A 26,385-nucleotide genomic window follows, 5' to 3' on the forward strand; every position below is an offset into this window, starting at 1 on the left:
CTGGAGGGAAGCCGCGTGACCCACCCGGCCGATCCGGCACGGGACCCGGGTCCCGTGCCGGATCGGCCGGGTGGGTCACGCGGCTTCCCTCCAGCTGATCGGATGGGTGTAGGCCGGGCGGCGCCAGGCCGCGAGCGGCGTGACCGGGGCGGGCATCGGCTCGGGGGAGTTCAGGGCGAGGAGGACGACGGCGAGGGCGGCGAGTTCGGACTCGTCGGCGGTGCCGCGGACCACGCGGAACAGCGGTTCGTCGGACGGGGAGGGTGACATACGGTCTCCTTCGCGAGGGGCTGCGGGGTGTGCCTCACTGGGGCTGGTTGCCGTGCTTGCGGGCGGGCAGGTCGGCGTGTTTGGTGCGGAGCATCGCCAGGGCGGAGGCGAGCACCGCACGGGTCTCGGCGGGGTCGATGACGTCGTCGACCAGACCGCGTTCGGCCGCGTAGTACGGGTGCATCAGCTCCGAGCGGTATTCCTTGATCTTCTGATCGCGGACCGCTTCCGGGGTGGCCGAGGCGGCGATGTCGCGGCGGAAGATGACGTTGGCCGCGCCCTCTGCGCCCATGACCGCGATCTCGTTCGTCGGCCACGCCAGCGTCAGGTCGGCGCCGATCGACTGGGAGTCCATGACGATGTAGGCACCGCCGTAGGCCTTGCGCAGGATCAGCGAGATGCGGGGCACGGTCGCGTTGCAGTAGGCGTAGAGGAGCTTGGCGCCGTGGCGGATGATGCCGCCGTGCTCCTGGTCGACGCCGGGGAGGAAGCCCGGGACGTCGACCAGCGTGATCAGCGGGATGTTGAAGGCGTCGCAGAACTGCACGAAGCGGGCCGCCTTCTCGCTCGCCCCGATGTCCAGCACTCCGGCGAGGGACTGGGGCTGGTTCGCGACCAGGCCGACGACATGGCCGTCGAGGCGGGCCAGTGCGCACAGCACGTTGGCCGACCACCGCTCGTGGATCTCCAGGTACTCGCCGTTGTCGACGATCTCCTCGATCACACGGCGCATGTCGTAGGGCCGGTTGCCGTCCGCCGGGACCAGGTCGAGCAGGGACTCGGTGCGCCGTTCGGCCGGGTCGCCGGTCGCGGCGACCGGAGGGGCCTCACGGTTGTTCTGGGGCAGCGTCGAGAGGAGGTAGCGGACTTCGGCGATGCAGGTCTCTTCGTCGTCGTAGGCGAAGTGGCAGACGCCGGAGGTCTCGGCGTGGACGTCGGCGCCGCCGAGGCCGTTCTGGGTGATCTCCTCGCCGGTGACGGCCTTGACGACGTCGGGGCCGGTGATGAACATCTGCGAGGTCTCGCGGACCATGAAGACGAAGTCGGTGAGGGCGGGGCTGTAGGCGGCGCCGCCCGCGCAGGGGCCGAGCATCACCGAGATCTGCGGGATGACCCCGGAGGCCCTGGTGTTGCGCTGGAAGATGCCGCCGTAGCCGGCGAGCGCCGAGACGCCCTCCTGGATGCGGGCGCCGGCGCCGTCGTTGAGGGAGACCAGCGGGGCCCCGGCCGCGATGGCCATGTCCATGATCTTGTGGATCTTGGTGGCGTGGGCCTCGCCCAGCGCGCCGCCGAAGATCCGGAAGTCGTGCGCGTACACGAAGACCGTTCGGCCCTCGACCGTGCCCCAGCCGGTGACGACACCGTCGGTGTACGGCTTCTTGGCCTCCAGACCGAAACCGGTCGCCCGGTGCCGGCGCAGCTGCTCGACCTCCTGGAAGGACCCCGGGTCCAGGAGCAGCTCGATCCGCTCCCGCGCCGTCAGCTTCCCCTTGGCGTGCTGCGCCTCGGTTGCCTTCTCGCCGGGGCCCGCCACAGCCTGCGCACGGATCCCGTGCAGCTCGGCCACCCTCGCGGCGGTGGTCACCGTCGTACTCATATCTCCTCCGTCCCTCCTGTGTCCGCCCCGGCCGGGGCGAAGGCCCGGGCCGGGGCCCGGGCCGAGGTCGCGAACCAGGTCATTGCCGTGCCGCCCGCGTCCGTACCGCGTCCAGGAGCGTGGCCTGCTCCAGGCACTCCGCCGCGGCGGCGTCGCCGACCCCGCCGGAGCGGGCGGCCTCGACGAACGCCCGCACGGCCGCGGCCACCTGGTCGTGCGGTGCGAGGGTCAGCTCGCGCGAGCCGGCCCCGTCCGTCACCCACACCGTCGGGCTGTGGCCGGCGGGCGGGGTGAACGCGCTCTCGACGCGGATCCGGCCTTCGCTGCCCCAGAGTTCGTACGCCGACCGGTACGCGTGTTCCATGCCGAAGGCGAGCTGTCCGAGCACGCCCTTCGGGGTCCGCACGAGGACCGCGCCGGACGTCTCCACCGCCGAGCCGGCCGAGTGCTCCAGAGCCGCACCGACCACGTCGAGGCCGGTGCCGAGGAAGTGCAGGGCGGCCCGGACCGGGTAGTAGCCGATGTCGAGCAGGGCCCCGCCGCCGAGTTCGGGCCGGTGGCGGATGTTGCCGGCCGGCAGCGGCGGAACAGCGAACTCCGCGCTGAACGCGCGGAGTTCACCGATCGTCCCGGCGGCGACGAGTTCGCGCACCACCGCGTGCTGCGGATGGTGGACGAACATGACGTTCTCCATCAGGGCCAGCCCCGATGCGCGGGCCAGCCCGAGGAGTTCGGCGGTGGTGTGCGCGTGCGCGGTGAGCGGCTTCTCCGCGAGGACGTGCTTGCCCGCGGCGAGCGCGCGGTGCGCCCACTCGGCGTGCAGGGAGACGGGCAGCGGGACGTAGACGGCGTCCACGTCGGGCCGGTCCAGGACCGCCTCGTACGACGTGACCGCCGCGCAGCCGTAGTGGCCCGCCACCTCCCGTGCCCGCTCGCCGCTCCGGCTCGCCACGGCGGTCAGCTCCACGTTCGGATCCGCCGAGAGGGCGGGCAGGACACGGCGGCGGGCGATGTCCGCGGTGCCGAGGACGGCGACGCGCAGCGGACGTTCAGCCATGTGATCGGGTTTCCAGGAAGTCGGGGCCGGCGGCGTCCGCGGTCGCGGACATCGCGTTCAGGCAGGCGAGCAGGGTCCTGGCCTGCACGTTGACGTAGTGGCCGTGCTTGACCAGTTCGGAGAGCTGGCCGACCGTCACCCACTGGTAGCCGGCGGGCGGCAGCATCGGCGCCTCGGACTCGTCCGCCTCGATGACCAGGTAGCGGTTCTCGGCGTAGAGGAAGCGGCCGCCCTCCTCGGAGTGGACGGCGTCGTAGCGGATGCGGTCCGGGGCGGCGGAGAGCACCAGGTCGAGGAAGGGCGGCCGGACCGGGATCCCCGCGAAGTTGTCCGGCGAGGCCTGCACGGTCGGCGCGAGCTCCACGGTGTCGAGGAAGCCGCCCTCGACCTTCGCGTTGGCCAGGACGTGCAGGACGCCGCCGAAGGAGCGGGTGAGGAAGGCGGCGATGCCCCGGCTGGACGGCTCGATCAGCGGCTGGGTCCAGCTGGTGACCTCGCGGTTGCCGGCCTGCACCTCGACGGCGACCACGTCGAACCAGCGGCCGTCGTCCTTGCCGATGCGGGCCTCGTCGCGGGTCCAGCCGGGCACCTCGGCGAGCGGAATGCGCTCGGCCCGGACGTCGTAGCGGGAACGCTCGGAGGTGAACCAGGACAGCAGGTCCACGTCGGTGAGCAGCGCGCCGGCCTCCGGGTCGCGGGAGCGGGCGAGGGCGTGCGTGAAGCCGTCTTCGGCGGGCAGCTCGGGACGGTACGCCGGCAGGCAGGCCAGCACCGTCCGCGAGTCCATGTTGACCAGGTTGTCGTGGTGCAGCAGCTCGTTGAGCTGCCCGAGGGTGAGCCAGCAGAAGTCCTCGTCGAGCGGGACGTCGCCGTCCACCTCGACGATCATGTTGCGGTTGCTCTTGTGGAAGAACCACGAGCCGTGCTCGGACTGCAGCACGTCGGCGAGGATCCGGCCGCGCTCGGGACCGGTGAAGTACTGGATGTACTTGACGTCCGTGCCCTTGTGGACCTTGGTGTAGTTGCTGCGGGTGGCCTGCACGGTGGGGGAGAGCTGGAGCAGGTTGCGGTTGCCCGGCTCCATCTTGGCCTGCATCAGGAAGTGCAGGACGCCGTCGAACTCCTTGACCAGGATGCCCAGGATGCCGACCTCGGGCTGCTTGATGATCGGCTGGTACCACTCCCGGTGCGGGCCGTCGTCGGCGGTGACGTGCAGGCCCTCGACGCTGAAGAAGCGGCCGCTCGCGTGCACCAGGTTGCCGGTGTCCGGCTCGAAGGACCAGCCGCGCAGCTTCGAGAAGGGGATGCGTTCGACGCTGAAGCGGCCCGCCTTCCCGCGGCCGGCGAACCAGTCGTGGAAGGCGCCGGTGGTCATGTGCCCCGCCGTGGCCGCCGCGGACGCCGCGATCCGGTCGGCCACCGAGGCCGGCTCGCGAGGCTGGACCACGGACGGCGGGCGCGTCAACTCCCTGAGTATCGACGACATGTACGGTCTCTCCTTGTCAAGGACGTGAAGGGCGGTGCAACGCGGAGGGTCGGCGGGTGCGGGAGCGGACGGCTCCGTGAGTCACCGGCCGGCGAGGAACTCACGGACGGACGCGACCATGTAGTCGGTCATCTCGTCGGTGAGTCCGGGATAGACGCCGATCCAGAAGGTCTGCTCGGTGATGATGTCCGAGTTGGTGAGGTCGCCGACCACCCGGTGCGGCACGTCCTGGTAGGCGGGCTGCCGGGTGAGGTTGCCCGCGAACAGGTTGCGGGTGCCGATCTTGCGGGACTCCAGGAAGTCCACCAGCTCCTTGCGGGTGAACGGCGCGTCGGGGGCGACCGTGATCACGAACCCGAACCAGCTGGGCTCGCTGTTCAGCGTGGCCTCCGGCAGGATCAGGTGCGGGGCGCCGTCCAGGCCCTCGCGCAGCCGGCTCCAGTTGTGACGGCGGGCGGCGGTGAACGCGTCGACCTTGGCCAGCTGGGTCAGCCCGAGTGCGGCCTGCAGGTCGGTGGCCTTCAGGTTGTAGCCCACGTGCGAGTAGATGTACTTGTGGTCGTACCCGGCCGGCAGGCTGCCCAGCTGGTACTCGAACCGCTTGAAGCAGCGGTTGTTCTCGCCGGGCTCGCACCAGCAGTCGCGGCCCCAGTCCCGCATCGACTCGACGATCCGGGCGAGCGCGAGGTTCGAGGTGAGCACACAGCCGCCCTCGCCCATGGTGAGGTGGTGCGCCGGGTAGAAGCTGACGGTCGTCAGGTCACCGAAGGTGCCGGTGAGCCGACCGTCGTGCAGGGAGCCGACGGCGTCGCAGTTGTCCTCGATGAGGAAGAGGTTGTTCTCCTCGGCGATGCGCGCGACGTCGGCGACCTCGAAGGGGTTGCCGAGCGCGTGCGCGATCATGATGGCGCGGGTCTTCGGACCGACCGCGGCCTTGATGCGCTCGGCCGTGGTGTTGTACGTCTTCAGCTCGACGTCGACGAAGACGGGCACGAGGCCGTTCTGGATGATCGGGTTGACGGTCGTGGGGAAGCCCGCGGCGACCGTGACGACCTCGTCGCCGGGCCGGAGCCGGCGGTCCTCCAGATGCGGCGAGGTGAGGGCCGACAGGGCGAGCAGGTTCGCCGACGAGCCGGAGTTCACCAGATGGGCCTTGCGATGCTTCATGTAGCGGGCGAAGCGCGACTCGAACCGGCGGGAGTGGGTGCCGGCCGCGATCTTCATGTCGAGGGCCGCCTCCACGAGGGCGACCCGGTCCTCGGGGCCGAGCACCGCGCCGGACGGCCAGATCTCGTCGACGCCGGGACGGAAGACCTGCGACGACTCCTTCTCCAGGTGGTAGTCGCGCACCTGACTCAGTATTCGTGCCTTCGTGTCACTCATCTTGGTCCTGCCTCCCTGGAGAGTCCGGCACGTGGCCGTCAGCGGTGGGCCGATGCGGACATCGTGGGCGCCGCTGCTTGAACGGCACTGGACAACAGGTCGTGCAGCGACTCGTCGAGGTCGGTGCGGGGCCGCCAGCCGAGCAGGGTGCGGGCGAGGGTGACGTCCATGCGCTGCCACTCGGCCTCCGGGGGCCGGCCGCCCGCGACGGGAGCCTCCACGATCCGGACGCCACGACCGTCCGCCGCGGCTATGCGGCCGACCAGGTCACGCACCGAAACCGCCTGTCCGCCACCGATGTTGACGACCCGTCCGGTCACCTCGGACGCCGCGGCGCGCACCACCGCGTCGGCGACGTCCCGCACGTCCACGAAGTCGCGGTGGGCGAGCAGCGGCGCGAGCCGCAGGGGCTCGGCGGACCTGGACGCCAGGTGCGCGGCGACCATCCCGAGCAGGCTGAGCGGGGAGGTGCCGGGGCCCGACACGTTCGACACGCGCAGTACGAGCCCGTCGGCGCCGGAGGCGAGCAGCGCCCGCGCCCCGGCCAGTTTCGACCGCCCGTACGGGGTGACGGGCGCCGTCGGGGTGGTCTCGGTGATCGCGGTGCGCGACACCGGACCGTACTCGTGCACCGAGCCCAGCTGGATCAGCCGGGGCGGCCCGGCCTCGACCAGGCGCCGCACCAGGTCCCGGTTGCCCAGGTCCATCTCGTCCTCGGTGACGCCCCAGACCGCGCCGGCCGCGTTCACCACCACGTCGGCGCGGTGGCGCCGGACCAGCTCCGCGATACGGGCGGGCTCGGCCCGCACCAGGTCGAGCTCGTGGATCTCGTACGGGGTGGCCGTGGACCGGGCCGTACGGGCCACCCCCGCCACCCGCCAGCCCGCCGCCGCGAAGGCGCGGCACACGTGCCCGCCCACGAACCCCGAGGCGCCCAGCACCAGTACCGCGCGCCCGTCCTGTGACCGTCGATCGATCGCCGACACCGTCCCCGCCTTCCCAGTCGTCAGTGGAGGGCGGCACTGTGGCGGGTCCCGCTAGGGCACGGCTGGACCCGTCGCCCCCGGCGCCACCGAGAATCGAGTAGGGACCCCTACCGTGCCGCGGCATGAGGATCGAAGAGACCGCTGTGCCGGACGCGTACCGCATCATGCCGAGGCTGCTGCCGGACCCGCGCGGCAGCTTCCACGAGTCCTACCGGTACGACCGGCTCGAAGCCGAGACCGGACACTCCTTCCTGCCCCGGCAGGTCAACTACTCCGCGTCCGCCCGCAACACGATCCGCGGGCTGCACGGCGTGGCCATCCCGCCGGGGCAGGCCAAGCTGGTCAGCTGTGTGCGCGGGGTGCTGCTCGACGTGGTGGTCGACGTGCGGGTGGGCTCGCCCACCTTCGGGAGGTACGACTGCACCGTGCTGGACGCCCGCAGCGGACGGGCGGTGTTCGTGGCGGAGGGCCTGGCGCACGGCTTCGTCGCGCTCACCGACGACACGTGCATCAGCTACCTCTGCTCCACGGAGTACGTGCCGGGCACGCAGCTCGACCTGCGGGCGCTCGACCCGGAGCTGGGCCTGCCGTGGGCCAAGTGGCTCACCGGGGAGCCGCTGCTCTCGGAGAAGGACGCGAACGCGGTGACCGTCGCCGAGGCCGCGGCGCTCGGCATGCTGCCGTCGTACAAGCAGTGCCTGGAGCTGTACGGGAAGCAGGGGCGGCAGGCCGCGTAGGGCGCCGTGCGCCCCGCGCGCTCCCGCACACACCACACAGGGCCGAGGCCCGCCCCGATGCGTCGGAGGCGGGCCTCGGCCCTGTGTGCGCCGGTCAGGCGGCCCGGGTGAACGTCTCCAGCCGGATGCCCAGCGACGCCAGGGCCGCCGACGGGGACTGCCCGGCGTTCCCGCGGGCGGCCACGTAGCCGTCGGGGCGGACCAGCAGCCAGTCGCCCGCGCGCAGACCGAGGTCGGCGGCGACCGACGGGTCGGACAGGCACAGGGCGCGCGGCTGCCCCTCCGTAGCGGAGCCGTGGGTGAGCAGCAGCCATTCCGGACGGCGCAGTTCGGCCAGCACCCGCTGCCACTCCGGCGAGCCGCCGGCGCGGGCCGCGTCGACCCGGGCGAGCCGGTCGCCGGGCCGGACCGGCCGGGCGGACGGGTCCCGGAGGGTGAGGGGACCGGCGCCGTAGCCGAGGCCGAGGGCCGACATACCACCCATGATCTTGCGCTGGATCCGGCCCTTGAGGGGCGGGATGTTGCGCAGCACGGTGAAGGCGGTGCGCAGGAACACCGCCGCCTTGCGGCTGCGCAGCTGGACCAGCAGGGTGGCGACCTTGGTGGTGCGCAGCAGCTCCGCCCCGACCGGCACCCGTTCGGCGCCGTAGGAGTCGAGGAGCGAGTCCTTCGCCTCGCCGCGCAGGACCGCCGCCAGCTTCCAGGAGAAGTTCACCGCGTCCTGGACCCCGGTGTTCATCCCCTGCCCGGAGGCGGGGCTGTGGACGTGCGCGGCGTCGCCCGCGAGCAGCACCCGGCCCACGCGCATCTGCGGGATCATGCGCTGCTGGATCGTGAAGACCGACACCCAGCCGGGCAGTTCGACCCGGGCGGGCTTCCCGGTGCCGGCGGCGATCTTCGCGGCGAAGCGGTCCGCGACCATCCGGTCGTCCCCGCCGTACGACGTCTCCGCGGTGTCGAGCAGGCGCCACTTGCCCTCGTCGGGGAACGGCACCATCATCACCGTGCCACGAGGGGTGCGCATCCAGTGGATGCTGTCCCTCGGCAGGTCGCAGTCGACGACCGCGTCCGCGATCAGCCAGGTCTCGCTCGACTCGCCCTCCAGCTTCAGGCCGAGCTGCTTGCGGATGGTGCTGTGGCCGCCGTCGGCGCCGACCAGCCAGCCGGCGGTGACGGTCTCGGCGCGGCCGTCGGGGCCGGTGAGGTGGGCGCGTACGCCGTCCTCCCCCAGATCCTCGAAGCGGTCGAGCCGCACCCCCCACTCGACGGTGACACCGTGCCGGGCCGCCGCGTCGCGCAGCACCTCCTCGGTGATCACCTGGTCGACCATCAGCGTGAACGGGAAGCGGGTCGGCAGTCGGCTGTAGTCCGTGTCGAAGCGGATCAGCCGGCGGCCGTTCTGGTGCAGCGTGAAGTGCTCGACGCGCTGGCCACGCGGCAGCAGGTCGTCCAGGACGCCCATCTGGTCGTACGTCTCCAGGGTGCGGGCGTGCGTGGCCAGCGCCCTGCTGGTGGTGGCCGGGCCGGGCGCCGCGTCCACCAGGCGGACCCGCACCCCCTGCCGGGCCAGCTCGTGGGCGGCGCTCAGCCCGACCGGGCCGGCACCGACCACGAGCACCTCGGGGGCGGTCCCCGTCATCGCCGGTCCTCCCCGGCGCCGTGCTTGACCGCCTTCCACCAGCCGGGGTTGTCCCGGTACCAGTCGACCGTGGCGGCGAGGCCCTCCTCGAAGGTGACGCGGGGCGCGTAGCCCAGCTCCTCGCGGATCTTGGACTCGTCGAGCGAGTAGCGCAGGTCGTGGCCCTTACGGTCGGCGACCCGCACCACCCGGGACCAGTCGTTGCCCGTCAGTTCGAGCAGCCGCTCGGTGATCTGCCGGTTCGTCTGCTCGTTGCCGCCGCCCACGTTGTAGATCTCGCCGGCCCGGCCCCGGGTCAGCACCAGCTGGATCGCCCGGCAGTGGTCGTCGACGTGCAGCCACTCGCGGATGTTGGCGCCCTCGCCGTACAGCGGGACCGTCTCGCCCTCCAGCAGGTTGGTGACGAAGCGCGGGATCAGCTTCTCCGGGTGCTGGTACGGCCCGTAGTTGTTGGAGCAGCGGGTGACCGAGACGTTCAGGCCGTGGGTGCGCCAGTAGGCGCGGGCGATCAGGTCGGAGCCGGCCTTGGACGCCGCGTAGGGGGAGTTGGGCAGCAGCGGCCACTCCTCCGTCCAGGAGCCCTCGTCGATGGTGCCGTACACCTCGTCGGTGGAGACGTGCACGACCCGCTCCACGCCCGTGCGCAGGGCCGCCTCCATGACGTTCTGCGTGCCGCCCACGTTGGTGGCGACGAACTCCGCGGCCGACTCCAGCGAGCGGTCCACGTGCGACTCGGCCGCGAAGTGCACCACCGCGTCGTGGCCCGCGAACAGGTCCAGCAACGCCGGCAGATCGCAGATGTCACCCTCGACGAACGTCAGCCGCGGGTGGGCGGCGGGCAGGTTGTCACGGTTGCCGGCGTAGGTCAGCTTGTCGAGGACGGTGACCTCGGCGTCCTCGTAGCCCTCGTAACCGCCGTCCAGAAGCGTGCGGACGTAGTGCGAACCGATGAAGCCCGCACCGCCAGTGACCAGGATCTTCTTGCTCATGCCGCGACCTCCACGCGGGTGTGGTCGCCGACCACCAGGCGGTGGTGGCGCTCTTCCAGTCGGGCGCCGGTGACGGCGGCGGACCGGCCCAGCAGCGAGCCGCGCAGCCCGCGCACGCCGGAGACCGAGGCGCCGTCCAGCGCGATGGAGTGGTCCAGATGGGCGTCGGTCAGGACGCAGTCCCGGCCGATCGAGGTGTACGGGCCGACGTGGCTGTCCTCCAGGAGGGTGCCCGCGCCGATCACCACCGGGCCTACCACGAACGAGCGGACGACCCGGGCCCCGGGCTCCAGGACGACGTTGCCGATCAGCACCGTGTCCTCGTCGGTCTCGCCCTCGACCCGGCGCGTCACACCGTCCAGGAGCATCCGGTTGCACTCCAGGACGTCCTCGACCCGGCCGGTGTCCTTCCAGTAGCCGGCGTACTCCTGGGCCCGCACGGTCCGGCCGTCGGTCACCAGCCACTGGATGGCGTCGGTGATCTCCAGCTCGCCCCGGGCGCTCGGCTCGATCGAGTCGACGGCCTCGTGCACGGCCGGGGTGAAGAAGTACACGCCGATCAGCGCCAGGTTGGAGCGCGGGACCGGGGGCTTCTCCACCAGCCGCTCCACCACGCCGTCCGCGTCGACCTCGGCGACCCCGAAGGCGCGCGGGTCCTCGACCTGCGCGACCAGGACCTGGGCGGCGGGGCGCAGGGCGCGGAACTCGGCGGCCGCCTCCTCGATGCCCTCGGGCAGCATGTTGTCGCCGAGGTACATCACGAAGTCGTCGTCGCCGAGGAACCCGCGGGCCAGCTGCACGGTCTGCGCGAGACCGGCCGGGCGGTCCTGCGGGATGTACGTGATGCGCACACCCAGGCGGGAGCCGTCGCCGAGCGCGTCCGCGATCTCGGTGGCGTGGTTGCCGACGATGATGCCGATCTCGGTGACGCCGATGTCGCGGATGTTGTCCAGGACGTGCTCCAGGACCGGCTTGTTGGCGATCGGGATGAGCTGTTTGGGCATGGAGTAGCTGAACGGGCGCAGCCGGGATCCCGTTCCGCCGGCCAGCACAAGAGCCTTCATGGGGGCCTCTTCCGTGGAGTTCGGTGTGACAGTCATGGGTCAGGCGGCCGCCGGCGCCAGACGGCGGGCGGGTCGGTGCAGGGCTTCCACGAGTTCCGCGAACCGGTCGGTGGCGGAGTCGAGCAGGTCGCCCATGGCCTCGGCCCGCTCGGCGTGCACGAAGAAGCTCTCGGCGACGGCGGCCGGCTTCATCGACATCAGGACGGGGCGCAGGCCGTAGTCGAGGGCGAGTACATGGGCGAGGGAGCCGCCGGTGGCCAGCGGCAGAACGACCTTGCCGTCCAGGGCGAACTGGGGCAGCAGGTCCAGGTAGGCCTTCAGCAGGCCGGAGTACCCGGCCTTGTACACGGGTGTCGCGAGGACCACCGCGTCGGCCTCGGCGAACCGCCGCGCGGCGGCGGCGACGCCCGGGTGAGAGGTGTCGGCGGCCAGGAGTTCGGCGGCCGGCAGGGTGCGTACGGCGAGCACGTCGACCAGGTGACCGCGTGCGCCGAGCCGTTCGGCGGCGCGGGTGAGCACCCGGTGGGTGAGCGAGACGGGCGACGGGCTGCCGGACACGGCGAGGATCGTCGGCACGGGGGGACCTCCTGAAGTCAGCGGGCCGCCACGAGCTCGGCGGCCCGCGCGGCGTCACGGCGTACGGCGTCGAGCAGCTCCAGCGAGCCGAGCACCTGCTCCGCGTCCGGCACGAAGTCCACCAGGCAGGCGATCTCGTCGACGCCGGCGGCGCGCACCCGGCGGGCCGTCTCGATGCACTCCTCGACCGAGCCGATCAGGGAGTTGCCGGACAGGTAGCGGTTGACGCCCAGCTCGGCCAGCTTCCGCTGGGCGCGGGCCGCGGACAGCACGTCCCGGCCCTCCTTGTCGCCGCTCATCCGGCCGCCCGCCTGGACGGCGCCGGCCTCCAGGTCGATGGCGGACAGCAGGTAGTCGCGCAGGGCCCCGCCGCCGATCTCGCGGGCCTGCCCGGACGTCTCGGCCACGTAGGTGTGCATCATCACGGTGACCGTGCCGGGGCCCGGGAGACCGGCCTCGGCGCGGGCCGCGCGGTACAGGGCGACCTTGTCGGCCAGCGACTCGACGTTCTGGTTCTCCAGGTGGGTGAGGATGTTGCAGCCGAGCCGGCCCGCCTGGACGAAGGTGCCCTCGCTGCGGGACGCGGTGATCCACACCGGCAGTTCCCGCTGCACCGGGCGCGGGTACAGCGGCAGCGAGGCCTCGTCGCCGAGCGGGGTGGTGCCGCTCCAGCGGCCGGTGCGCCAGGCCTCGCGGATGTCCGTCACGTCCTTGACCATCTGCTCGCGCCGCGTCTCGTACTTCCCGGGCGCGATGACGAAGTCGTTGACGTTCCAGCCGGACCCCACCGAGATCCCCACCCGGCCGCCGGAGATGCCGTCCACCACGGCGAAGTCCTCGACGATCCGCGACGCCGGGTGCAGCGGGGTGACCACGCTGCCCGCCCGGATGTGGATCCGCCGGGTCGTGGCGGCGATGGCGGCCGAGGTGACGGCCGGGTTCGGGAAGGCGCCGCCGAAGCGGTGGAAATGGCGCTCGGGCGTCGACACGAAGCCGAAGCCGAGCTCGTCGGCGCGGCGCGCCGCGTCCAGCATCAGCCGGTAGGTGTCCTCGGACCGGTCGCCGACCGCGGCGAAGAAGAAGACGCCGAGGTCCAGCGGGCGACCGCCGGGTGCTGCGCCGCCGGAGCCGCCGGACTGCCGGGATTCCGCGTTCATCCTGTGCTGCCTCCTTCCCCGTCGGACGTCGTCGCGGCGGGGTCGTCGTCTTCATGGGGCTTGCTGCCGCGGTCACCATCGGACCGGCTCCTCGCAGCGGACTTGAGCGCGGGCAGGCCGCCGCGGTGCGAGAGCGGCTCCACCGGAGGTCGAGCGGGGGCGGTGACGCTGGCCGGGACCGACTTCCGCTCCGACGGACCCGATCGCCCCAAGAGGTTGCCGAATGACGACTCAGACACTGGTGGCCGCCGACACCGTCGACGGCCTGCTCGCCGCGGCGGTCGCCGCCCGGCCCGACGCCCCCGCCGTGCGGGACGCCTCGGGGGCCTGGACCTACGCCGAACTCGACGCCTGGTCACGGGCGTACGCCGACTGGCTCACCGAGGACCGGGGCGTGCGCCGCGGTGACCGGGTGCTGGCCCGGGTCGGCAACGTCCGCGAGTTCACCGCCCTGCTCTTCGGCGCGCTGCGCCGCGGGATCGTCTTCGTCCCGGTCAACCCGGCGATGAAGCGCTTCCACCTGAACACCGTGGTGCCGGACTGCGACCCCGTCCTGCTGGTCGCGCAGGAGGGCGACGACGCCTCCGTCCTGCGGGAGCTGACGGACCGCCCGGTCGTGTCGCTCGCCGAGGCCCGGGCCGGCGCCGAGGAGCGACTGCGCGCCGTCGCCGCCGAGGACACCGCCCCCGTGCGCCCCGACGACCTCGGCCTGCTGATCTACACCTCCGGCTCCACCTCGGCCCCCAAGGCCGTGGCGAGCCCGCACGCCCCGATCGTCTTCGCGGCCCGTGCCATCCAGGCCCGGCTGGACTACCGGGAGGACGACGTCGTCCTCGCCGCCGTGCCGCTGTCGTTCGACTACGGGCTCTACCAGATCTTCCTCTCGGTGCTCGCGGGCGCCCAGCTGGTGCTGACCGAACCCGACCGCCACGTACGGCTGCTGGGCACCCTGCACGAGCACGGTGTGACTGTCGTACCGCTCGTGCCGTCGCTCGCCGAGATGCTGCTGACCCTCTCCCGCCGCGACCGCCGGGCGGCGCCCCCGGTGCGGCTGTTCACCAACACCGGCGCGGCCCTGACCGCGCCCGTCATCGCCCGGCTGCGCGCCGCCTTCCCGCACGCCCGGGTGTCGCCGATGTTCGGCACCACCGAGTGCAAGCGGATCACCGTCCTCGAACCGGACGGCGACCTGGCCAGGCCCGGCTCGGTCGGCCGCGCCCTGGACGGCACCGAGGTGCTGGTCGTCGACGACGACGGCACCCCGCTGCCGCCCGGCACCGTCGGCGAGATCGCCGTACGCGGCCCGCACATCATGGCCGGCTACTGGCGCGCTCCCGAGCAGACCGTGCTGCGCTTCCGCCCCGACCCGGTCACCGGCGAGATCACCCTGCACACCGGCGACTACGGCCACCTGGACGCGGACGGCCACCTCTACTTCGAGGGCCGCCGGGACGACCTGTTCAAGCGCAAGGGCGTCCGCATGGGCACCCTCGAGATCGAGACAGCCGCCCTGGACATCCCCGGCGTCACCGCCGCCGCGGCGCTCGCCCCGGCCGACGGCCACGACCTCACCCTGTACGCCGTCACGGAGCTGACCCCTGACGCCGTGCTCGCGCAGCTCGGCGAGCGGCTGGAGGCCGCCAAGGTCCCCGCCGCCTGCCACCCGGTCGACGAGCTGCCCCTCACCCCGAACGGCAAGACCGACAAGCAGCGGCTGCGCCGCGAGCAGAACGCCCACGCCCCCAAGGAGCAGACATCATGACGACGATCCCGGACCACGACTTCGAGCAGCTGCTGCGCTCCGTCCTGCCGCGGCTGGCCGGCCAGGACCCGATCGACCCGGCCCGCGACCTCAAGGAGGCCGGTCTCGACTCGATGGCGACCATCGAGCTCCTGGTCCGCCTGGAGGACACCTACGGCGTGGAGTTCCCGGAGGAGACCCTCACCGCCGCGACCTTCGCCACCCCGGCGGCCCTGTGGGGCGTGCTCTGCGCCCAGCGTGCCGCCGTCGCCCGCTGAACCGCCTGACCGCACGACGTCCCACCTCTCAACCTCCCGACCCCTCACATCCCAACACCTCACACAAGGAGAAACACCATGACGCACCTCTTCATCGGCCTCGGTGTCACCGTCGCGCTGATCCTCGCCGCCAAGTTCGTGAGTGACGCCCTGAAGAAGAACCGCGGCTGATCCCCGACCGAACCGAAAGGGCCCCGACCGGAAGATCCGGTCGGGGCCCTTCTCGTCGTGCCGGTCAGGCGCCGGCGGCCAGCCGCTCCAGGTCGGCCACGATCTCCGCCGGGCTCGGCATCGCGGCCATGTCGTCGCGCAGCTCCCGCGCGCTCTTCCGGTACCGGTCGTCGGTGAGGACGTCCGTGACGGCGGCCCGGACCAGCGCCGGGTCGTTCTGCGGCTCCGCCTCGCCGAGCACCCGGGCGGCGCCCGCCGCGGCGAGCAGCTCGGCCGACGCGAACTGGTCGACGAGCTGCGGCAGGACGACCTGCGGCAGTCCGAAGTGGCAACCGGTCATGGTGGTGTTGGCGCCGCCATGGTGGATCAGCGCGTCGCAGTCCCGCAGGAAGAGGTTGAGCGGCACCGGCTCGACCACCCGCACGTTGTCCGGGAGCCGGCCGAAGCCCTCGTGGTACTCGGGGGCGGCGGTGACGACCGCCTGCACGTCGGTGAGCCCCTCGAACGACTCGATGATCGTGCGGAACAACCCGCTGCCGTTGAGCACCAGCGTCTGGTTGCCCAGGCAGACCGCCACCCGGCGCACTCCCTCCGGCGCCGGGACGCGCAGCCACTCGGGCACGGTGCCCACGCCGTTGTAGGGGACGTGGCCGAGGGGGCTGCCCGGCGGGGCGGTCGGATGGTGCAGGGCCGGCGGGCACGGGTCGAGGAGCAGGTCGGGGTCGGGCAGACCGTCGAGGCCGAGCCGGACGCAGGAGCCGTGCAGGAAGTTGCGGGCGGAGGCGCGGGACGGGCCGCTGAGCGGGTCGACGCCCCAGCGCACCTGCACCGACGGCACCCCGAGCACCGCGGCGACGACCGGCCCCGCCAGCTCCAGCTGCTCGGAGACGACCAGGTCGGGACGCCAATCGCGGGCGAACTCCAGGTAGGAGCCCAGCAGATACCGGGCGTGGGTCTCCCACAGCTTGGTGGTGCCCGCCATCTTCTCCGGCGGGGTCGGCCCCATCAGCTCCAGCGGGCGCACCCCGGGCGGCAGATGGCGCTGGAGGACGTCCAGGCCGTGGAACCGGTCCCCGATGTCGACGGCCGTGATCCCCGCCGCACGGGCCGCGTCGGTAACGTCAGGCTGGGCGGCCACCGTCACCTCGTGGCCCGCCCCCTTCAGCGCCCAGGCCAGCGCGACCAGCGGGGTGAAGTGGGTCGGAAAGGGGGTGCTCAGCATCAGTACGCGCATCTTCTCGCGCCTCCTCGGCGGCTTCGTTGAGTTCGTCGACGTTGACCTCGCCCATCAGCAGTGCGGTGATCAGGGCGAGCAGCAGCAGTCCGGCGGCGGTCAGCAGGACCGTGCCGGTGGCGTGGGCGAAGGCGGCCCGCACCAGGTGCCGGACGGCGGGCGGGAGCCCGGCGAGGCGGGCCGCGGCGGCATCGGGGTCGGTGATCCCGGACGCCTTGGCGGACGAGGCGAACCGGGCGCTCAGGACCGCGCCGAGCACGCTGCCGCCGATCGTGGTCCCCAGCATGGTGGCGAACCGCGAGGTGGTGGTGACCACGCCGAGCTGCTCGGGGTCGGCCGCCGACTGGGTCATGAACAGGGCGATCTGGGTGACCCCGCCGAGGCCGGCGCCGAGCAGCACCAGCAGCACGTCCAGCTGCCACAGGGGAGCGTCGGCCACGGTCAGGGCGAGCCCGGCGGTCGCGGCGACCGCCGTCGCCGTGGTGCCGATCAGGACGGGCCGGCAGCGTCCGGTGCGGGCGATGACCCGGCCCCAGACGACGAAGACCAGGACCACGCCGACGGCGAGCGGGATCAGGTGCAGCCCGACGGCGTCGAGGTCCACCCCCCGTACGATGTTCAGGTAGTTGATGAGGAACACCGGCAGGGACAGCAGCGCGAACCCGCCCACGAACTGCAGGATCGCGGCGGGCCGGAAGACCCGGTCTCTGAACAGGGTCAGCGGCATCAGCGGGTCCGCCGCCTTCAGCTGGCGGACCGCGAAGAACACGAACATCATCAGGCCGCCGTAGAAGTACGGCACCACCGAGCCCGAGAACGAGTGCTGCTCGCCGTAGGTCTTGACGCCGAGCAGCAGCGCGCAGGTGGCGGAGGCGACCAGGACCGAACCGAAGAAGTCGACCGGCTGCCGGGTCCCCCGCACGTTCAGCCGCAGCGCCCAGGTGATGCCGGCGAGCGCGAGCCCGGCGAGCGGCACGTTGAGCAGGAAGATCCACCGCCAGGACAGCTCCTGGCTGAGCGGGCCGCCGATCGCGGGGCCCGCGACGATGCCCGCCGCGATCAGCGCGCCGCCCGTGTTCGAGCGCCCCGCGCGGGTCTTGGGCGGGTACAGCGTGGCGATCACGATCAGCGTCATGCTCATCAGGCCGCCGCCGCCGAGCCCCTGCACGGCACGGAAGAAGATCAGCTGGGTCAGCGACTGCGCGCTCGCGCACAGCGCGGAACCGGCCAGGAACGTGGCCAGCGCCGTGAGATAGATCCGGCGCGGCCCGTAGCTGTCGCTCAGCCTGCCGTACAGCGGCTGGGCGGCGGTCGCGGCGAGCAGATAGGACGTGATCAGCCAGGGGAAGCGGTCGATGCCGTGGGCCGGGTCGAGGTCGCGCACGATCGGCAGGACGGCGGAGGAGACGATGGAGCCGTCGAGCAGGGCCAGCGTCATGGTCGCCATCGCGCACACGATGAACACCAGCACCTGGACGTCGGTCATGCCGTGCGGGTTGGGCTTCTTCGCCGGCTTCTCCGCCCGCGCCACGGGCGCCTCCACGGTCATGCCGGCACCCCCTGCCGGGCCGCCAGCCGCTCCAGCCGTACGGCGACGTCGGCAGGTGCCGGCATGGCGTCGGTCTCGGCGCGCACGGCGGCCGCGTCCACGCGGTGGGCGGGCTCCTCGAGCAGCGCCCGTACGGCGTCGGCCAGCCGGGCCGGGTCGTTCTGGAGCGCCGCCGAGTCCAGCGTCAGACCGGCGCCCGCGCCCGCGATCCGGTCGCCGGCCACGAAGGCGTCGCCGAGCTGCGGCAGCACCAGCTGCGGAACACCGAGGGCGGCGGCGCCCAGCGTGGAGCCGGCGCCACCGTGGTGCACCACCAGGTCGGCCTCCGGGAACAGCGAGCCGGGCGCGGTGAGTTCGGTGTACGTCATCCCGTCCGGCAGGGCGCCGACCGCCTCGCGGTGCCGGGGCGCCGCGGACACCACCGCCTCGACGCCGTCCACCCGGCCCAGCACGTCCACCACCCGCCGCAGCAGGCTCGCGCCGCCGAGGTCCAGGGTGTGCCCGCCCAGCGCGACGGCCACCCGACGGCCCGGCGGGGTGCGGTACGTCCAGGGGCCGCCCGGCTCCGTGTGGGGGACGGGGCGGATCGGGTCGGCGGCCGGTGCCTCGCGGTCCGCGAGGGACGGCGGCGCCGGGTCGAGCAGCAGGTCGGGCACCGGTACGGAGTCCAGGCCGACCCGCGCGCAGACCGGTTCCTGGTAGAGGCGGACGAAGCCGAGCATGACCGGGGAGGTCGGGTTGACGCCCCAGCGGTGCTGCACGCTGGGGATGCCGAGGACCGCGCCGATGATCGACCCGGCGAACTCCATGTGCTCGGACAGCACCAGGTCGGCCCGCCACTCGCGGGCCACCTCCAGGTAGTCCGGCAGGAAGTACGGGACGTGGTTGCGCCACACCTGGGCGACCCCGCCGATCTGCTGCCGGTCCGGGCGCCCGGACACCTCGATGGGGCGCTTGCCGGCGGGCCGCCTGCCGCCGCGCAGGTCCTCGGAGTGGAAGGCCTCCCCGAAGGTGACCATGGCCAGCCCGGCCGCCTCGGCGGCGTCGGTGACGTCGGGCTGGCCGGTCACCAGGATCTCGTGCCCGGCGTCGGCGAGCGCCCGGATCAGGGGCAGCATCGGCAGGAAGTGGGTGTCGACGGGGGTGCTGATGACTAGGACGCGCATCGCAGGTTCTCCAGGTCGCGGACGACGGCGGCGGGGCTCGGCATGGCGGCGACGGAGCGCGCGAGTTCGGCGGCGCCCTTCGCGTGGCGCTCGGCGCCGAGGAGGTGGTCGAGGGCATCGGCGACGGTCGCCGGGTCGTTCTGCTCGTCGGCGGTGCCGAGCGAGATGGCGGCGTCGGTGGCGGCGAGCAGCTCGCCGCCGGCGAACTGGTCGGCGAGCTGCGGCAGCACCAGCTGCGGGCTGCCGGCCCCGGTGGCCGTCATCAGGGTGTTGGCGCCGCCGTGGTGCACGATCGCCGCGCAGCTGCCGAGGAACCCGCTCAGCGGCGCCGGTGAGATCAGCCGCACGTTGGCGGGAGCGGGGCCCAGCGCGTCCAGGTACTCGTCCTGGACGGTGAACACGCCCTCGAGGTGCGGGAGCCGGCCGAACGCCTCGATCACCGTGCGGAACAGCGGGATCCCGCCCAGCGCGATCGTCTGCCGGCCCATGGAGACGACGACCCGCGGCTTGTCGCCGGGCCGCCGCAGCCACGCGGGGACGGCCCCGGTGCCGTTGAACGGGACGTGACGGATCGGGGTCGCCGCCGGCGTGCCCGGGTAGAGCAGCTCCGGCGGTGCCGGGTCGAGGACGACGTCCGGCAGCGGAAGCCCGCCCTCGATGCCGTTGCGGTCGCAGGTGCCCTGCAGGAAGTCGACCGCGGTCTCCCGCATCAGCGGGCTCAGCGGGTCGACGCCCCAGCGGTGCGAGACGACCGGGATCCGCAGGACTCCGCCCACCAGCAGGGCCGCGTAGTCCATCTGCTCCGACACCACCAGGTCGGGCCGGAACTGCCGGGCCACCTCCAGGTAGCGCGGGAACAGGTAACGGGCGTGCAGCACCCACACCTTGGAGCCGATGGCGATCATCTTCGGCGTCGTCGGACCCGCCACCTCGATGGGGCGCCGGTCCGGCGGCAGCGGCGGGCTCAGCAGGTCCTTGGCGTGGAACGCGCGGCCGACGGTGACCGTGGACAGCCCGGCCGACCGGGCCGCCGGGACGATGTCCGGCTGGCCGGCGACCAGCACCTCGTGCCCGGCCCCGCGCAGCGCCCAGGCCAGCGGGACCATCGTCGTGAAGTGGGTGGATTCGGGGGTGCTCAGGATCAGTACGCGCATGAGGGGTCCTCGGGGTCGGCGGGCAGCTCGGTCGGTCCGCGCCGTACCGCCTCGGCGTAGGCGGTCACGACGGCGTCCGCGAGCTCCGCGGGCAGCCGGTCGGTGCGGACCGTGGCGGTCACGTCCGCGCCGCTGCCGCGCAGGCGCACGTCGAGCTCCAGCTCGGTGGACATGACGGGACTGTCGATGCGCAGCAACTCGGCTGTGCAGCCCGGGAGTTCGAGCGCCGGGGCCGGGTCGTCCTGCATCAGGAAGGTGGGTATGGAGGGCAGTGCCTCGCTGCCGCCGGACCACACCAGGATGTGGTCCAGGGCCGCTCCGCCGAGCTCCATGGCGGCCAGCGACGCGTCGGTGCTCGCCACGGCGCTCGCCAGGGCGTCCGTGTGCGCCGCCGTGTCCGCCGCGCCCGGCGGCCGAAAGCGCAGGTACACCAGGTCGACGCGGCAGGTCACCGCCGTCGCGAGCACACCGCTGCCGCGCCGGGCCACGGGGACCTTGACCATGATGTCGTGCTGCCCGCTCAGCTCGCGCAGCACGACACCGAACAGCGATGCGAGCAGGGCGAAACGGGTGGTGCCGAGGGCCCGGGCCCGGGCGTCCCAGCGGGCGAGCTCCTCGCCCCGCAGGTGCAGGGAGCGGCCGTGCTTGGGGCCCGCCGACCGGGTGCTCCCGGTCCGGCCGGGCAGCCGCAGCGGCTCCGGCTCGTCCAGCAGCTCCTCCCAGAAGGCGCGCTGCGCGGTCAGATCGGCACGGGACAGAGCGCGCCGGTGGTCGGCGGCCACCTGGGCCAGGCTCGCCGCGGGGGCCGGGAAGCGCGGCGCGCGGCCCTCGGCGCGCGCCGCGTAGGCGAATGCGAGGTCGGCGGCGAGGACCGTCTCGGACGCGCCGTCGAAGGCGACGTGGTGGGCGACCAGACCGAAGAGGGTGCGGCCGGTGTCCCGGCTGCGCAGTGCCGCGCACCGCCACACCCGGCCCTCGCCCACGGCCAGCGGGGTGAACACCGCGGCCAGCCACCGCTCGACCGCCGCCGTCTCGCAGTCGGCGTCCGGGAGGCGCAGGAACTCGGCCGGCGCGGGCCGCTCGGGCAGCACGGCCAGCGCCGTCTGCTCGCGCAGCACGTACCGGGCGTGCAGCGACTGGTGGCGCAGCTGCACGTCGCCGGCGGCCAGTTCCAGGGCGGCGAGGTCGACCGGGCCCGACAGCCACCAGGTCAGCCGGCACAGCCCGCCGATACCGGTGCTGTCGTGGGCGCCGGCCCACAGGAAGCCGGCCTGCTGCGGTGGCAGGACGACCTCGCCCGGAGTCGCCTCGGGGCCGGTGCCCGACGGCTCGCCCGCACGCGGGGCGGAGTCCAGCCAGTCCGCGAGGCCCCGCACCGTCGGCGTGCGGAAGAGCTGCGAGAGCTGCACGGCCGCGCCCAGCGTGTCGTCCAGGTGCTGGCACAGCCGGGCAGCGTCCAGCGAGCTGCCGCCGAGTTCGAAGAACGACGCGTGCTCCGGCACGGGACCGGTGCCCAGCACCGTCCGGAACGCCTCGGCGACCGTGCCCGCCGTACCGTCGAGCGCCGGCCCGCCGTAGCCCGGTCCGGCCGGCCGCTCCGTGCGGGCCCGCGCGGCGAGTTCGCGCCGGTCGAGCTTGCCGTTGGCGAGCAGCGGGAAGCGGTCCAGCAGGTGGACTTGGCGGGGGACCAGGTACTCCGGGAGCAGCGAGGCCAGCCGCTCGCGCAGCTCCTCGGGGCCGGTGCCGCGGTCGTCGGCGCGCGTGTAGAAGAGGGCGAGGCCGTGGTACGAGCCGTCCGGCTTCGGCAGTGGCACGACCGCCGCCCCGGTGACCGTGGGGACCCGCTCGACGGTCCGCTCGACCTCGGCGGGTTCGATCCGGTGCCCGCGAACCTTGATCTGCCGGTCGCCGCGCCCCGTGTAGTGCAGGACGCCCTCGGCGGTGCGGTGGCCCAGGTCGCCCGTGCGGTAGACGCGCCGGCCCCCGACGGTGGCGAAGACCGCCTCGGTCAGCTCCGGCCGGCCGAGGTAGCCGCGGGCCAGGCCGGGGCCGCCGAGGCACAGCTCGCCCGTCTCCCCGGAGGCGCAGACCCGGTCGCCGTCGAGCACCACGATGTCGGTGTGGGCGAGTTCGCGGCCCAGCGGGATCCCGGCGGGGTCGTCGCAGTCCTCGGGGCGGATGTCGTGCGCGGTGACGATCGCCCCGCACTCGACGGGACCGTACACGTTGAGCAGCCGGATGCCGGGGTGCTCGGCCAGGAAGCGGCGGATGCGGGTGGGGGCGGCCCGCTCGCCGCCGACGGCCAGCCACTTCATGCCCGCGAACGCGCCCACGTCGGTCGTGACCAGCATGTTGAACAGCTGGGTCGTCATGAACGCCGCGTTCACGCCGTCCTCGGCGATGAGCGCGCGCAGGGCGCGTGGCACCAGCACCGGCTCGTCGAGCAGCACCGTCGTACCGCCGGTGAGCAGCATGCTCCAGCAGTCCAGGGTGAAGCCGTCCCAGGTCGGCGGCGCGGTCTGCGGCATCACGGTGCCGGGGCCCAGCTCGGCGAAGGTGTGCTCGTCGAAGAGGCGCACCGCGTTCTCGTGGGTGGAGACCACGCCCTTGGGCGCGCCGCTCGTGCCCGAGGTGAAGAACACCGCGCACGGGTCGCCGCCGCTCACCGCCACCGGCGCCGGACGCAGCCCGCGCGCTGCGGTGACCGTCAGGTCCTCGGCGGGCGGCACCCACGCCGGCACCGGCCAGGCACCGGTCCCGGTCGTGACGAGCAGCGGCGCGTCGAGCTGGCCGATCTGCGTGCGCAGGCGCTCGGCCGGCCAGCGGAGGTCCAGGACGGAGTAGGCGGCCCCGCACTTGAACAGCGCGACCAGGACCGCGATCAGCCGGGTGCCGCGCTCCAGCAGCACCGGCACCAGGTCGCCGGGCCGCACCCCTTGTTCCTGCAGGAGCGCCGCCAGGGTGTCCGAGGCCGCGTCCAGTTCGCGGTACGACACCCGGGCCGGGCCGTGGACGAGCGCGGTCGCCTCCGGGAAGCGGCGGGCCGCGTCCTGGAACAGGGCGTGCATGGTCGCGCCCCGCGTGAACCGGGGCGCCTCGGCTTGCACGGCGGGCGCGAGGAGTTGCACGGTCATCGTCTTCCTGCCTCCGCGGGAGTGGGGACGTCGGTGTGACCGGCTCTCGCGCACTCCTCGAGGAAGCCCACGAGCCGGTCGGGGGTGGGCATCGCGTCGATCTCGGCCCGCAGCGCGTGGGCCCGCTGCCGGTAGGAGGGGCGGGCCAGCAGGCCCCGCAGGGCCGTGCCGACCGCGCCCTCGCCGGCGTCGGCGGGCAGCGCGGTGCCGGCGCCGGAGGCGCTGACGAGATGGGACCAGTGCTCCTGGAAGGCGTTCTGCGGGAGCAGCAGCTGCGGCAGGCCGTGCGTGACGGCGATCAGCCCGCTGCCGACACCACCGTGGTGCACCAGCGCGTCGCAGTGGGCGAGCAGCACGTCCAGCGGGAAGGACTCGACGGCCCGCACTCCGTCCGGGAGTTCGGGCAGGCTCTCCGCCTGGGCCGCGGTGAGGGCGAGGACCACGTCCGCGCCCAGCTCGCGCAGCCCGGCGACGACATGGTCGCGGACCTCGTCGAGAGCGGTGGTGGTGACCCCGCCGGTGACGCACACCAGCGGCCGGTCGGAGTCCCGCCCGGTGCGCAGCCACGGCGGGAGCGCGGCCGGCCCGGCGAACGGCACGTAGCGCATGTCGGCCCGGCGCACGGGGTGCGGCGGACGCAGACCCGGCGGGCACGGGTCGATCCAGACGGACGGGCCGACCACCGGGTCGACGCCGAACCGCTCGAAGAGCCGCGCGTACGAGGGCCGCAGGTCGGCGTCGTTCTCGCAGTGCACGCCGAGCGAGACGCCCCAGGTGTGGCCGACGGCCGGGACCTTGACGGCCGCGGCGGCCACCAGGCCCGCGGCGGCGGCGGTGTCGTGGACGACGATGTCGGGCTGCCAGAAGCGGGCGAAGGCGACCAGGTCGTCGGTGAGCGTGTCGGCGACCGCGATCATCTTCTCGACGAGGGTGTCGGCGACGTCGGCGTCCAGGGCGCCGGCCGTCCGGTCAGCCGGCCGCAGCCGGCCCGGGCCCAGGGGCAGCCGGCGCGCGGCCACGGCGCCGGCCGCGGCCTCGTCCCCGACGGGCACGGCGACCAGCCCGGCCCGGGTGACCGGTGCCACGCACTGCGGCCGCACCGCCACCCGTACGTCGTGCCCGGCGAGCCGGGAGGCCCAGGCGAGCGGGATGATCCAGGGGATGTGGGCCGGGCCGTGACCCACGAACAACACGCGCATCCAGTTGCCTCACTCCATCGCGTCCGGTCAGTGGCAGGGCAAGGGTGCGGCGGGTCACTCGAATGCGGCTCGCGCGCCGTAGGAACGCGAAAGCGCCCGCAAGGGGGTGTCCCCCCTTGCGGGCACTGCGGGTCGGGCACGCTCAGGCGCGGCGGCCGCCCCTGCGGTAGGCGAAGGCCGCGAAACCGGCCAGGAGAACCGTCCAGGCCGCGAGGACGCCCACTCCGGCGAGGGTGGGAGCCGCGCTGTCGGCGGCGTTCCAGGACAGCTGGGCGTACCGGAAGACCGGGGTGGCCCGGGACAACTGCTGCGCCCAGTGCGGGAAGTTGTCGATCGGGAGCAGCAGGCCGCCGAGCAGCGTCAGCGACAGGTAGGAGACGGTGCCGGCGATCTGCGCGAGCTGGGCCTTGAACAGGTAGCCGATGCCGATGCCGAGCATCGCGAGCGGGGCGATGCCGAACCACAGCAGGAAGAACACCGCGAGCCAGGTGCCGAAGCCGAGGTGGACGCCCCGGTAGAAGACGCCGATCAGCGAGATCACCGTGATCGGCAGGATGGCCAGGCAGGTCGCGACCGCGCCCCGCGCCACCACCACCTGCACCGGGGACAGCGGGGTCAGCCGCAGCTGGCGCAGCCAGCCCAGCGCCCGGTCCTCGGCGATCCCGGTGCCGTTGGTGATCACCACGCCGAGAGCGCCGAAGGCCGCCGCGCCGACCATGGCCTGAGCGAGGGACCGCTGGTCCGGGCCGCCGCCCGCGAAGGTCACGTACATGCCGACCGGCATGACGAGACTCATCATCAGGTAGCCGCCGTTGCGGACGAGACGCAGGATCTCGAGTCGGATGTAGCCGAGCATCAGAGGCTCCGTCCTTCCGGGGCGGTTTCGCGGTGGCGCGCGCGGTGGGTCAGTGCGATGAAGGCCTCCTCCAGGCCGACGCCCGATACCTCGAGGTCGGTGAAGGCGTCCGCCCGGGCCAGCGCGTGGACGGTCCGGTCGGAGTCGGTGGTGCGCAGGTGCACCCGGCCGCCGTGGAACTCCACCGCGGTGACGCCGGGCAGCAGGTCGTAGCCGTCGCTCGGGCCGCCGCGCGGCGCGAAGCTGACCGTGCGTCCCTCGACCATGCTCTTGATCTGGGAGGTCGTGCCGTCGGCGACTACCTGGCCGGCGGCGATCACGATCACCCGGTCGGCGCTGTCGTCGGCCTCCTCGAGGTAGTGCGTCGAGAACAGCACCGTGTTCCCGCGCCGGGCGTAGCGCTGCATCGCGGCCCACAGCTCGCGCCGCGACTCCACGTCGAGGGCGGCCGTCGGCTCGTCCAGGACCACCAGGTCGGGGTCGCCGGCCAGGGCGAGCGCGAAGCGGACCCGCTGGGCCTGGCCTCCGGAGAGCCGGTCCACCTTCCGGTCGGCGATCTTGGTGAGTTCGGCCAGTTCCAGGACCTCCTGGAGCGGCAGTGGGTCGCGGTACGTCCCGCGTACGAAGTCGACCAGCTCACGGACCGACACCCGGGGAATCATCTTCCCCTCCTGCAGCATCGCGCCCAGGTGGCCGGCGCGCATCGCGAGTTCGGGCTTCTTGCCGAACACCTCGACGGTTCCCTCGTCCGGCGGGAAGAGGCCGAGGAGCATGCCGATGGTGGTGGACTTGCCCGCGCCGTTCGGGCCGAGGAGGGCGACCGTCTCGCCGCGGTGGATCGTCAGGTCGATCCCGTCGACGGCGCGGACGTCGCCGTACGCCTTGACGACGCCCTCGAAGACGACCGCGGGCGGTCCGTGCTGTTCTGCCATGGGGGGTGGCACCTGTTCCCTTTCCTGTAC

At 73.2% G+C, this 26,385-nt stretch carries 22 protein-coding genes; 3 read left to right on the forward strand and 19 right to left on the reverse strand.

Features of this window, described 5'->3' with window-relative positions; all coding sequences use genetic code 11:
• Nucleotides 1-75: 75 nt before the first annotated feature.
• The 6 genes from ACIRVH_RS05550 to ACIRVH_RS05575 all read right to left on the reverse strand — a co-directional run bounded on the left by ACIRVH_RS05550 (nt 76) and on the right by ACIRVH_RS05575 (nt 6,779).
• On the reverse strand, nt 76-270 hold the full coding sequence (locus ACIRVH_RS05550; RefSeq protein ID WP_403948422.1) for an acyl-CoA carboxylase epsilon subunit: 195 nt from the start codon (nt 268-270) through the stop codon (nt 76-78).
• A gap of 34 nt (nt 271-304) precedes the next feature.
• A complete protein-coding gene (locus tag ACIRVH_RS05555) occupies nt 305-1,867 on the reverse strand; it encodes an acyl-CoA carboxylase subunit beta (protein WP_403948424.1) in 1,563 nt (520 codons plus the stop codon).
• Nucleotides 1,868-1,946: 79 nt separating this feature from the next.
• Nucleotides 1,947-2,924 (reverse strand): Gfo/Idh/MocA family protein, encoded by a 978-nt coding sequence (locus tag ACIRVH_RS05560; RefSeq protein WP_403948426.1) that lies wholly within the window; start codon nt 2,922-2,924, stop codon nt 1,947-1,949.
• A complete protein-coding gene (locus tag ACIRVH_RS05565; RefSeq protein WP_403948427.1) occupies nt 2,917-4,410 on the reverse strand; it encodes an NDP-hexose 2,3-dehydratase family protein in 1,494 nt (497 codons plus the stop codon). Before ACIRVH_RS05565 ends, ACIRVH_RS05560 begins: the two co-directional genes overlap by 8 nt.
• An 81-nt stretch (nt 4,411-4,491) precedes the next feature.
• The gene (rfbH, locus tag ACIRVH_RS05570; protein ID WP_403948429.1) at nt 4,492-5,793 is read right to left on the reverse strand and encodes a lipopolysaccharide biosynthesis protein RfbH; all 1,302 of its coding nucleotides are present in this window, start codon (nt 5,791-5,793) and stop codon (nt 4,492-4,494) included.
• A gap of 38 nt (nt 5,794-5,831) precedes the next feature.
• Nucleotides 5,832-6,779 carry an NAD-dependent epimerase/dehydratase family protein gene (locus tag ACIRVH_RS05575; protein WP_403948431.1) on the reverse strand — a complete coding sequence of 316 codons (948 nt, stop codon included), beginning with the start codon at nt 6,777-6,779 and terminating at the stop codon, nt 5,832-5,834.
• Between the two features lie 122 nt (nt 6,780-6,901).
• Here ACIRVH_RS05575 and ACIRVH_RS05580 point away from each other — a divergent pair, with 122 nt between their 5' ends.
• Nucleotides 6,902-7,516 (forward strand): dTDP-4-dehydrorhamnose 3,5-epimerase family protein, encoded by a 615-nt coding sequence (locus ACIRVH_RS05580; protein WP_319149794.1) that lies wholly within the window; start codon nt 6,902-6,904, stop codon nt 7,514-7,516.
• Between the two features lie 94 nt (nt 7,517-7,610).
• On the opposite strand, the gene ACIRVH_RS05585 is transcribed toward ACIRVH_RS05580, so the two are convergent.
• The 5 genes from ACIRVH_RS05585 to ACIRVH_RS05605 are packed head-to-tail and all read right to left on the reverse strand — an operon-like array spanning nt 7,611 to nt 12,941.
• A complete protein-coding gene (locus ACIRVH_RS05585) occupies nt 7,611-9,155 on the reverse strand; it encodes an FAD-dependent oxidoreductase (protein ID WP_403948433.1) in 1,545 nt (514 codons plus the stop codon).
• Nucleotides 9,152-10,144 (reverse strand): dTDP-glucose 4,6-dehydratase, encoded by a 993-nt coding sequence (gene rfbB, locus ACIRVH_RS05590; protein WP_403948434.1) that lies wholly within the window; start codon nt 10,142-10,144, stop codon nt 9,152-9,154. Before rfbB ends, ACIRVH_RS05585 begins: the two co-directional genes overlap by 4 nt.
• Nucleotides 10,141-11,208: a glucose-1-phosphate thymidylyltransferase gene (locus tag ACIRVH_RS05595; RefSeq protein WP_403948436.1), complete on the reverse strand. Its 1,068-nt coding sequence runs from the start codon at nt 11,206-11,208 to the stop codon at nt 10,141-10,143. Before ACIRVH_RS05595 ends, rfbB begins: the two co-directional genes overlap by 4 nt.
• Before the next feature lie 39 nt (nt 11,209-11,247).
• Nucleotides 11,248-11,784: an NADPH-dependent FMN reductase gene (gene ssuE / locus ACIRVH_RS05600; protein WP_020939983.1), complete on the reverse strand. Its 537-nt coding sequence runs from the start codon at nt 11,782-11,784 to the stop codon at nt 11,248-11,250.
• A 17-nt stretch (nt 11,785-11,801) separates the two neighbouring features.
• Nucleotides 11,802-12,941 (reverse strand): MupA/Atu3671 family FMN-dependent luciferase-like monooxygenase, encoded by a 1,140-nt coding sequence (locus ACIRVH_RS05605; RefSeq protein ID WP_403948438.1) that lies wholly within the window; start codon nt 12,939-12,941, stop codon nt 11,802-11,804.
• Between the two features lie 223 nt (nt 12,942-13,164).
• Here ACIRVH_RS05605 and ACIRVH_RS05610 point away from each other — a divergent pair, with 223 nt between their 5' ends.
• Both ACIRVH_RS05610 and ACIRVH_RS05615 read left to right on the forward strand, forming a co-directional pair.
• Entirely contained in the window at nt 13,165-14,703 is a 1,539-nt protein-coding gene (locus tag ACIRVH_RS05610) for an AMP-binding protein (protein WP_403948440.1), read from the forward strand.
• Nucleotides 14,700-14,960, forward strand: coding sequence for an acyl carrier protein (locus ACIRVH_RS05615; RefSeq protein WP_403948442.1), 261 nt, complete (start codon nt 14,700-14,702; stop codon nt 14,958-14,960). Before ACIRVH_RS05610 ends, ACIRVH_RS05615 begins: the two co-directional genes overlap by 4 nt.
• Nucleotides 14,961-15,195: 235 nt before the next feature.
• Here ACIRVH_RS05615 and ACIRVH_RS05620 read toward each other — a convergent pair whose 3' ends face one another.
• The 8 genes from ACIRVH_RS05620 to ACIRVH_RS05655 all read right to left on the reverse strand — a co-directional run bounded on the left by ACIRVH_RS05620 (nt 15,196) and on the right by ACIRVH_RS05655 (nt 26,355).
• Nucleotides 15,196-16,365 carry a nucleotide disphospho-sugar-binding domain-containing protein gene (locus ACIRVH_RS05620; protein ID WP_403948444.1) on the reverse strand — a complete coding sequence of 390 codons (1,170 nt, stop codon included), beginning with the start codon at nt 16,363-16,365 and terminating at the stop codon, nt 15,196-15,198.
• Nucleotides 16,253-17,914 carry an MFS transporter gene (locus ACIRVH_RS05625; RefSeq protein ID WP_403948445.1) on the reverse strand — a complete coding sequence of 554 codons (1,662 nt, stop codon included), beginning with the start codon at nt 17,912-17,914 and terminating at the stop codon, nt 16,253-16,255. Before ACIRVH_RS05625 ends, ACIRVH_RS05620 begins: the two co-directional genes overlap by 113 nt.
• Nucleotides 17,911-19,080 carry a nucleotide disphospho-sugar-binding domain-containing protein gene (locus ACIRVH_RS05630; RefSeq protein WP_403948447.1) on the reverse strand — a complete coding sequence of 390 codons (1,170 nt, stop codon included), beginning with the start codon at nt 19,078-19,080 and terminating at the stop codon, nt 17,911-17,913. Before ACIRVH_RS05630 ends, ACIRVH_RS05625 begins: the two co-directional genes overlap by 4 nt.
• Entirely contained in the window at nt 19,068-20,234 is a 1,167-nt protein-coding gene (locus ACIRVH_RS05635) for a nucleotide disphospho-sugar-binding domain-containing protein (RefSeq protein ID WP_403948449.1), read from the reverse strand. The genes ACIRVH_RS05630 and ACIRVH_RS05635 overlap by 13 nt, the downstream gene beginning before the upstream one ends.
• Complete coding sequence (locus tag ACIRVH_RS05640) at nt 20,222-23,368, reverse strand: amino acid adenylation domain-containing protein (RefSeq protein ID WP_403948453.1); 3,147 nt, start codon at nt 23,366-23,368, stop codon at nt 20,222-20,224. The genes ACIRVH_RS05635 and ACIRVH_RS05640 overlap by 13 nt, the downstream gene beginning before the upstream one ends.
• Nucleotides 23,365-24,567 (reverse strand): nucleotide disphospho-sugar-binding domain-containing protein, encoded by a 1,203-nt coding sequence (locus ACIRVH_RS05645; protein WP_403948454.1) that lies wholly within the window; start codon nt 24,565-24,567, stop codon nt 23,365-23,367. Before ACIRVH_RS05645 ends, ACIRVH_RS05640 begins: the two co-directional genes overlap by 4 nt.
• 142 nt (nt 24,568-24,709) lie before the next feature.
• Entirely contained in the window at nt 24,710-25,423 is a 714-nt protein-coding gene (locus ACIRVH_RS05650) for an ABC transporter permease (protein ID WP_020939973.1), read from the reverse strand.
• Nucleotides 25,423-26,355: an ABC transporter ATP-binding protein gene (locus ACIRVH_RS05655; protein ID WP_403948457.1), complete on the reverse strand. Its 933-nt coding sequence runs from the start codon at nt 26,353-26,355 to the stop codon at nt 25,423-25,425. The genes ACIRVH_RS05650 and ACIRVH_RS05655 overlap by 1 nt, the downstream gene beginning before the upstream one ends.
• Nucleotides 26,356-26,385: the final 30 nt, after the last annotated feature.

The sequence above is a fragment of the Streptomyces sp. NPDC101165 genome, from assembly GCF_044768135.1.
Taxonomy (GTDB): domain Bacteria; phylum Actinomycetota; class Actinomycetes; order Streptomycetales; family Streptomycetaceae; genus Streptomyces.

Coding starts and splice junctions, on each gene's coding strand:
- ACIRVH_RS05565 (WP_403948427.1), bottom strand. CDS start 4,410: ATGTCGTCGATACTCAGGGAGTTGACGCGCCCGCCGTCCGTGGTCCAG.
- ACIRVH_RS05615 (WP_403948442.1), top strand. CDS start 14,700: ATGACGACGATCCCGGACCACGACTTCGAGCAGCTGCTGCGCTCCGTC.
- ACIRVH_RS05550 (WP_403948422.1), bottom strand. CDS start 270: ATGTCACCCTCCCCGTCCGACGAACCGCTGTTCCGCGTGGTCCGCGGC.
- ACIRVH_RS05605 (WP_403948438.1), bottom strand. CDS start 12,941: ATGAACGCGGAATCCCGGCAGTCCGGCGGCTCCGGCGGCGCAGCACCC.
- ACIRVH_RS05635 (WP_403948449.1), bottom strand. CDS start 20,234: ATGCGCGTACTGATCCTGAGCACCCCCGAATCCACCCACTTCACGACG.
- ACIRVH_RS05595 (WP_403948436.1), bottom strand. CDS start 11,208: ATGAAGGCTCTTGTGCTGGCCGGCGGAACGGGATCCCGGCTGCGCCCG.
- ACIRVH_RS05585 (WP_403948433.1), bottom strand. CDS start 9,155: ATGACGGGGACCGCCCCCGAGGTGCTCGTGGTCGGTGCCGGCCCGGTC.
- ACIRVH_RS05645 (WP_403948454.1), bottom strand. CDS start 24,567: ATGCGCGTGTTGTTCGTGGGTCACGGCCCGGCCCACATCCCCTGGATC.
- ACIRVH_RS05555 (WP_403948424.1), bottom strand. CDS start 1,867: ATGAGTACGACGGTGACCACCGCCGCGAGGGTGGCCGAGCTGCACGGG.
- ACIRVH_RS05655 (WP_403948457.1), bottom strand. CDS start 26,355: ATGGCAGAACAGCACGGACCGCCCGCGGTCGTCTTCGAGGGCGTCGTC.
- ACIRVH_RS05650 (WP_020939973.1), bottom strand. CDS start 25,423: ATGCTCGGCTACATCCGACTCGAGATCCTGCGTCTCGTCCGCAACGGC.
- ACIRVH_RS05620 (WP_403948444.1), bottom strand. CDS start 16,365: ATGCGCGTACTGATGCTGAGCACCCCCTTTCCGACCCACTTCACCCCG.
- ACIRVH_RS05560 (WP_403948426.1), bottom strand. CDS start 2,924: ATGGCTGAACGTCCGCTGCGCGTCGCCGTCCTCGGCACCGCGGACATC.
- ACIRVH_RS05610 (WP_403948440.1), top strand. CDS start 13,165: ATGACGACTCAGACACTGGTGGCCGCCGACACCGTCGACGGCCTGCTC.
- ACIRVH_RS05580 (WP_319149794.1), top strand. CDS start 6,902: ATGAGGATCGAAGAGACCGCTGTGCCGGACGCGTACCGCATCATGCCG.
- rfbB (WP_403948434.1), bottom strand. CDS start 10,144: ATGAGCAAGAAGATCCTGGTCACTGGCGGTGCGGGCTTCATCGGTTCG.
- ACIRVH_RS05630 (WP_403948447.1), bottom strand. CDS start 19,080: ATGCGCGTCCTAGTCATCAGCACCCCCGTCGACACCCACTTCCTGCCG.
- ACIRVH_RS05625 (WP_403948445.1), bottom strand. CDS start 17,914: ATGACCGTGGAGGCGCCCGTGGCGCGGGCGGAGAAGCCGGCGAAGAAG.
- rfbH (WP_403948429.1), bottom strand. CDS start 5,793: ATGAGTGACACGAAGGCACGAATACTGAGTCAGGTGCGCGACTACCAC.
- ACIRVH_RS05640 (WP_403948453.1), bottom strand. CDS start 23,368: ATGACCGTGCAACTCCTCGCGCCCGCCGTGCAAGCCGAGGCGCCCCGG.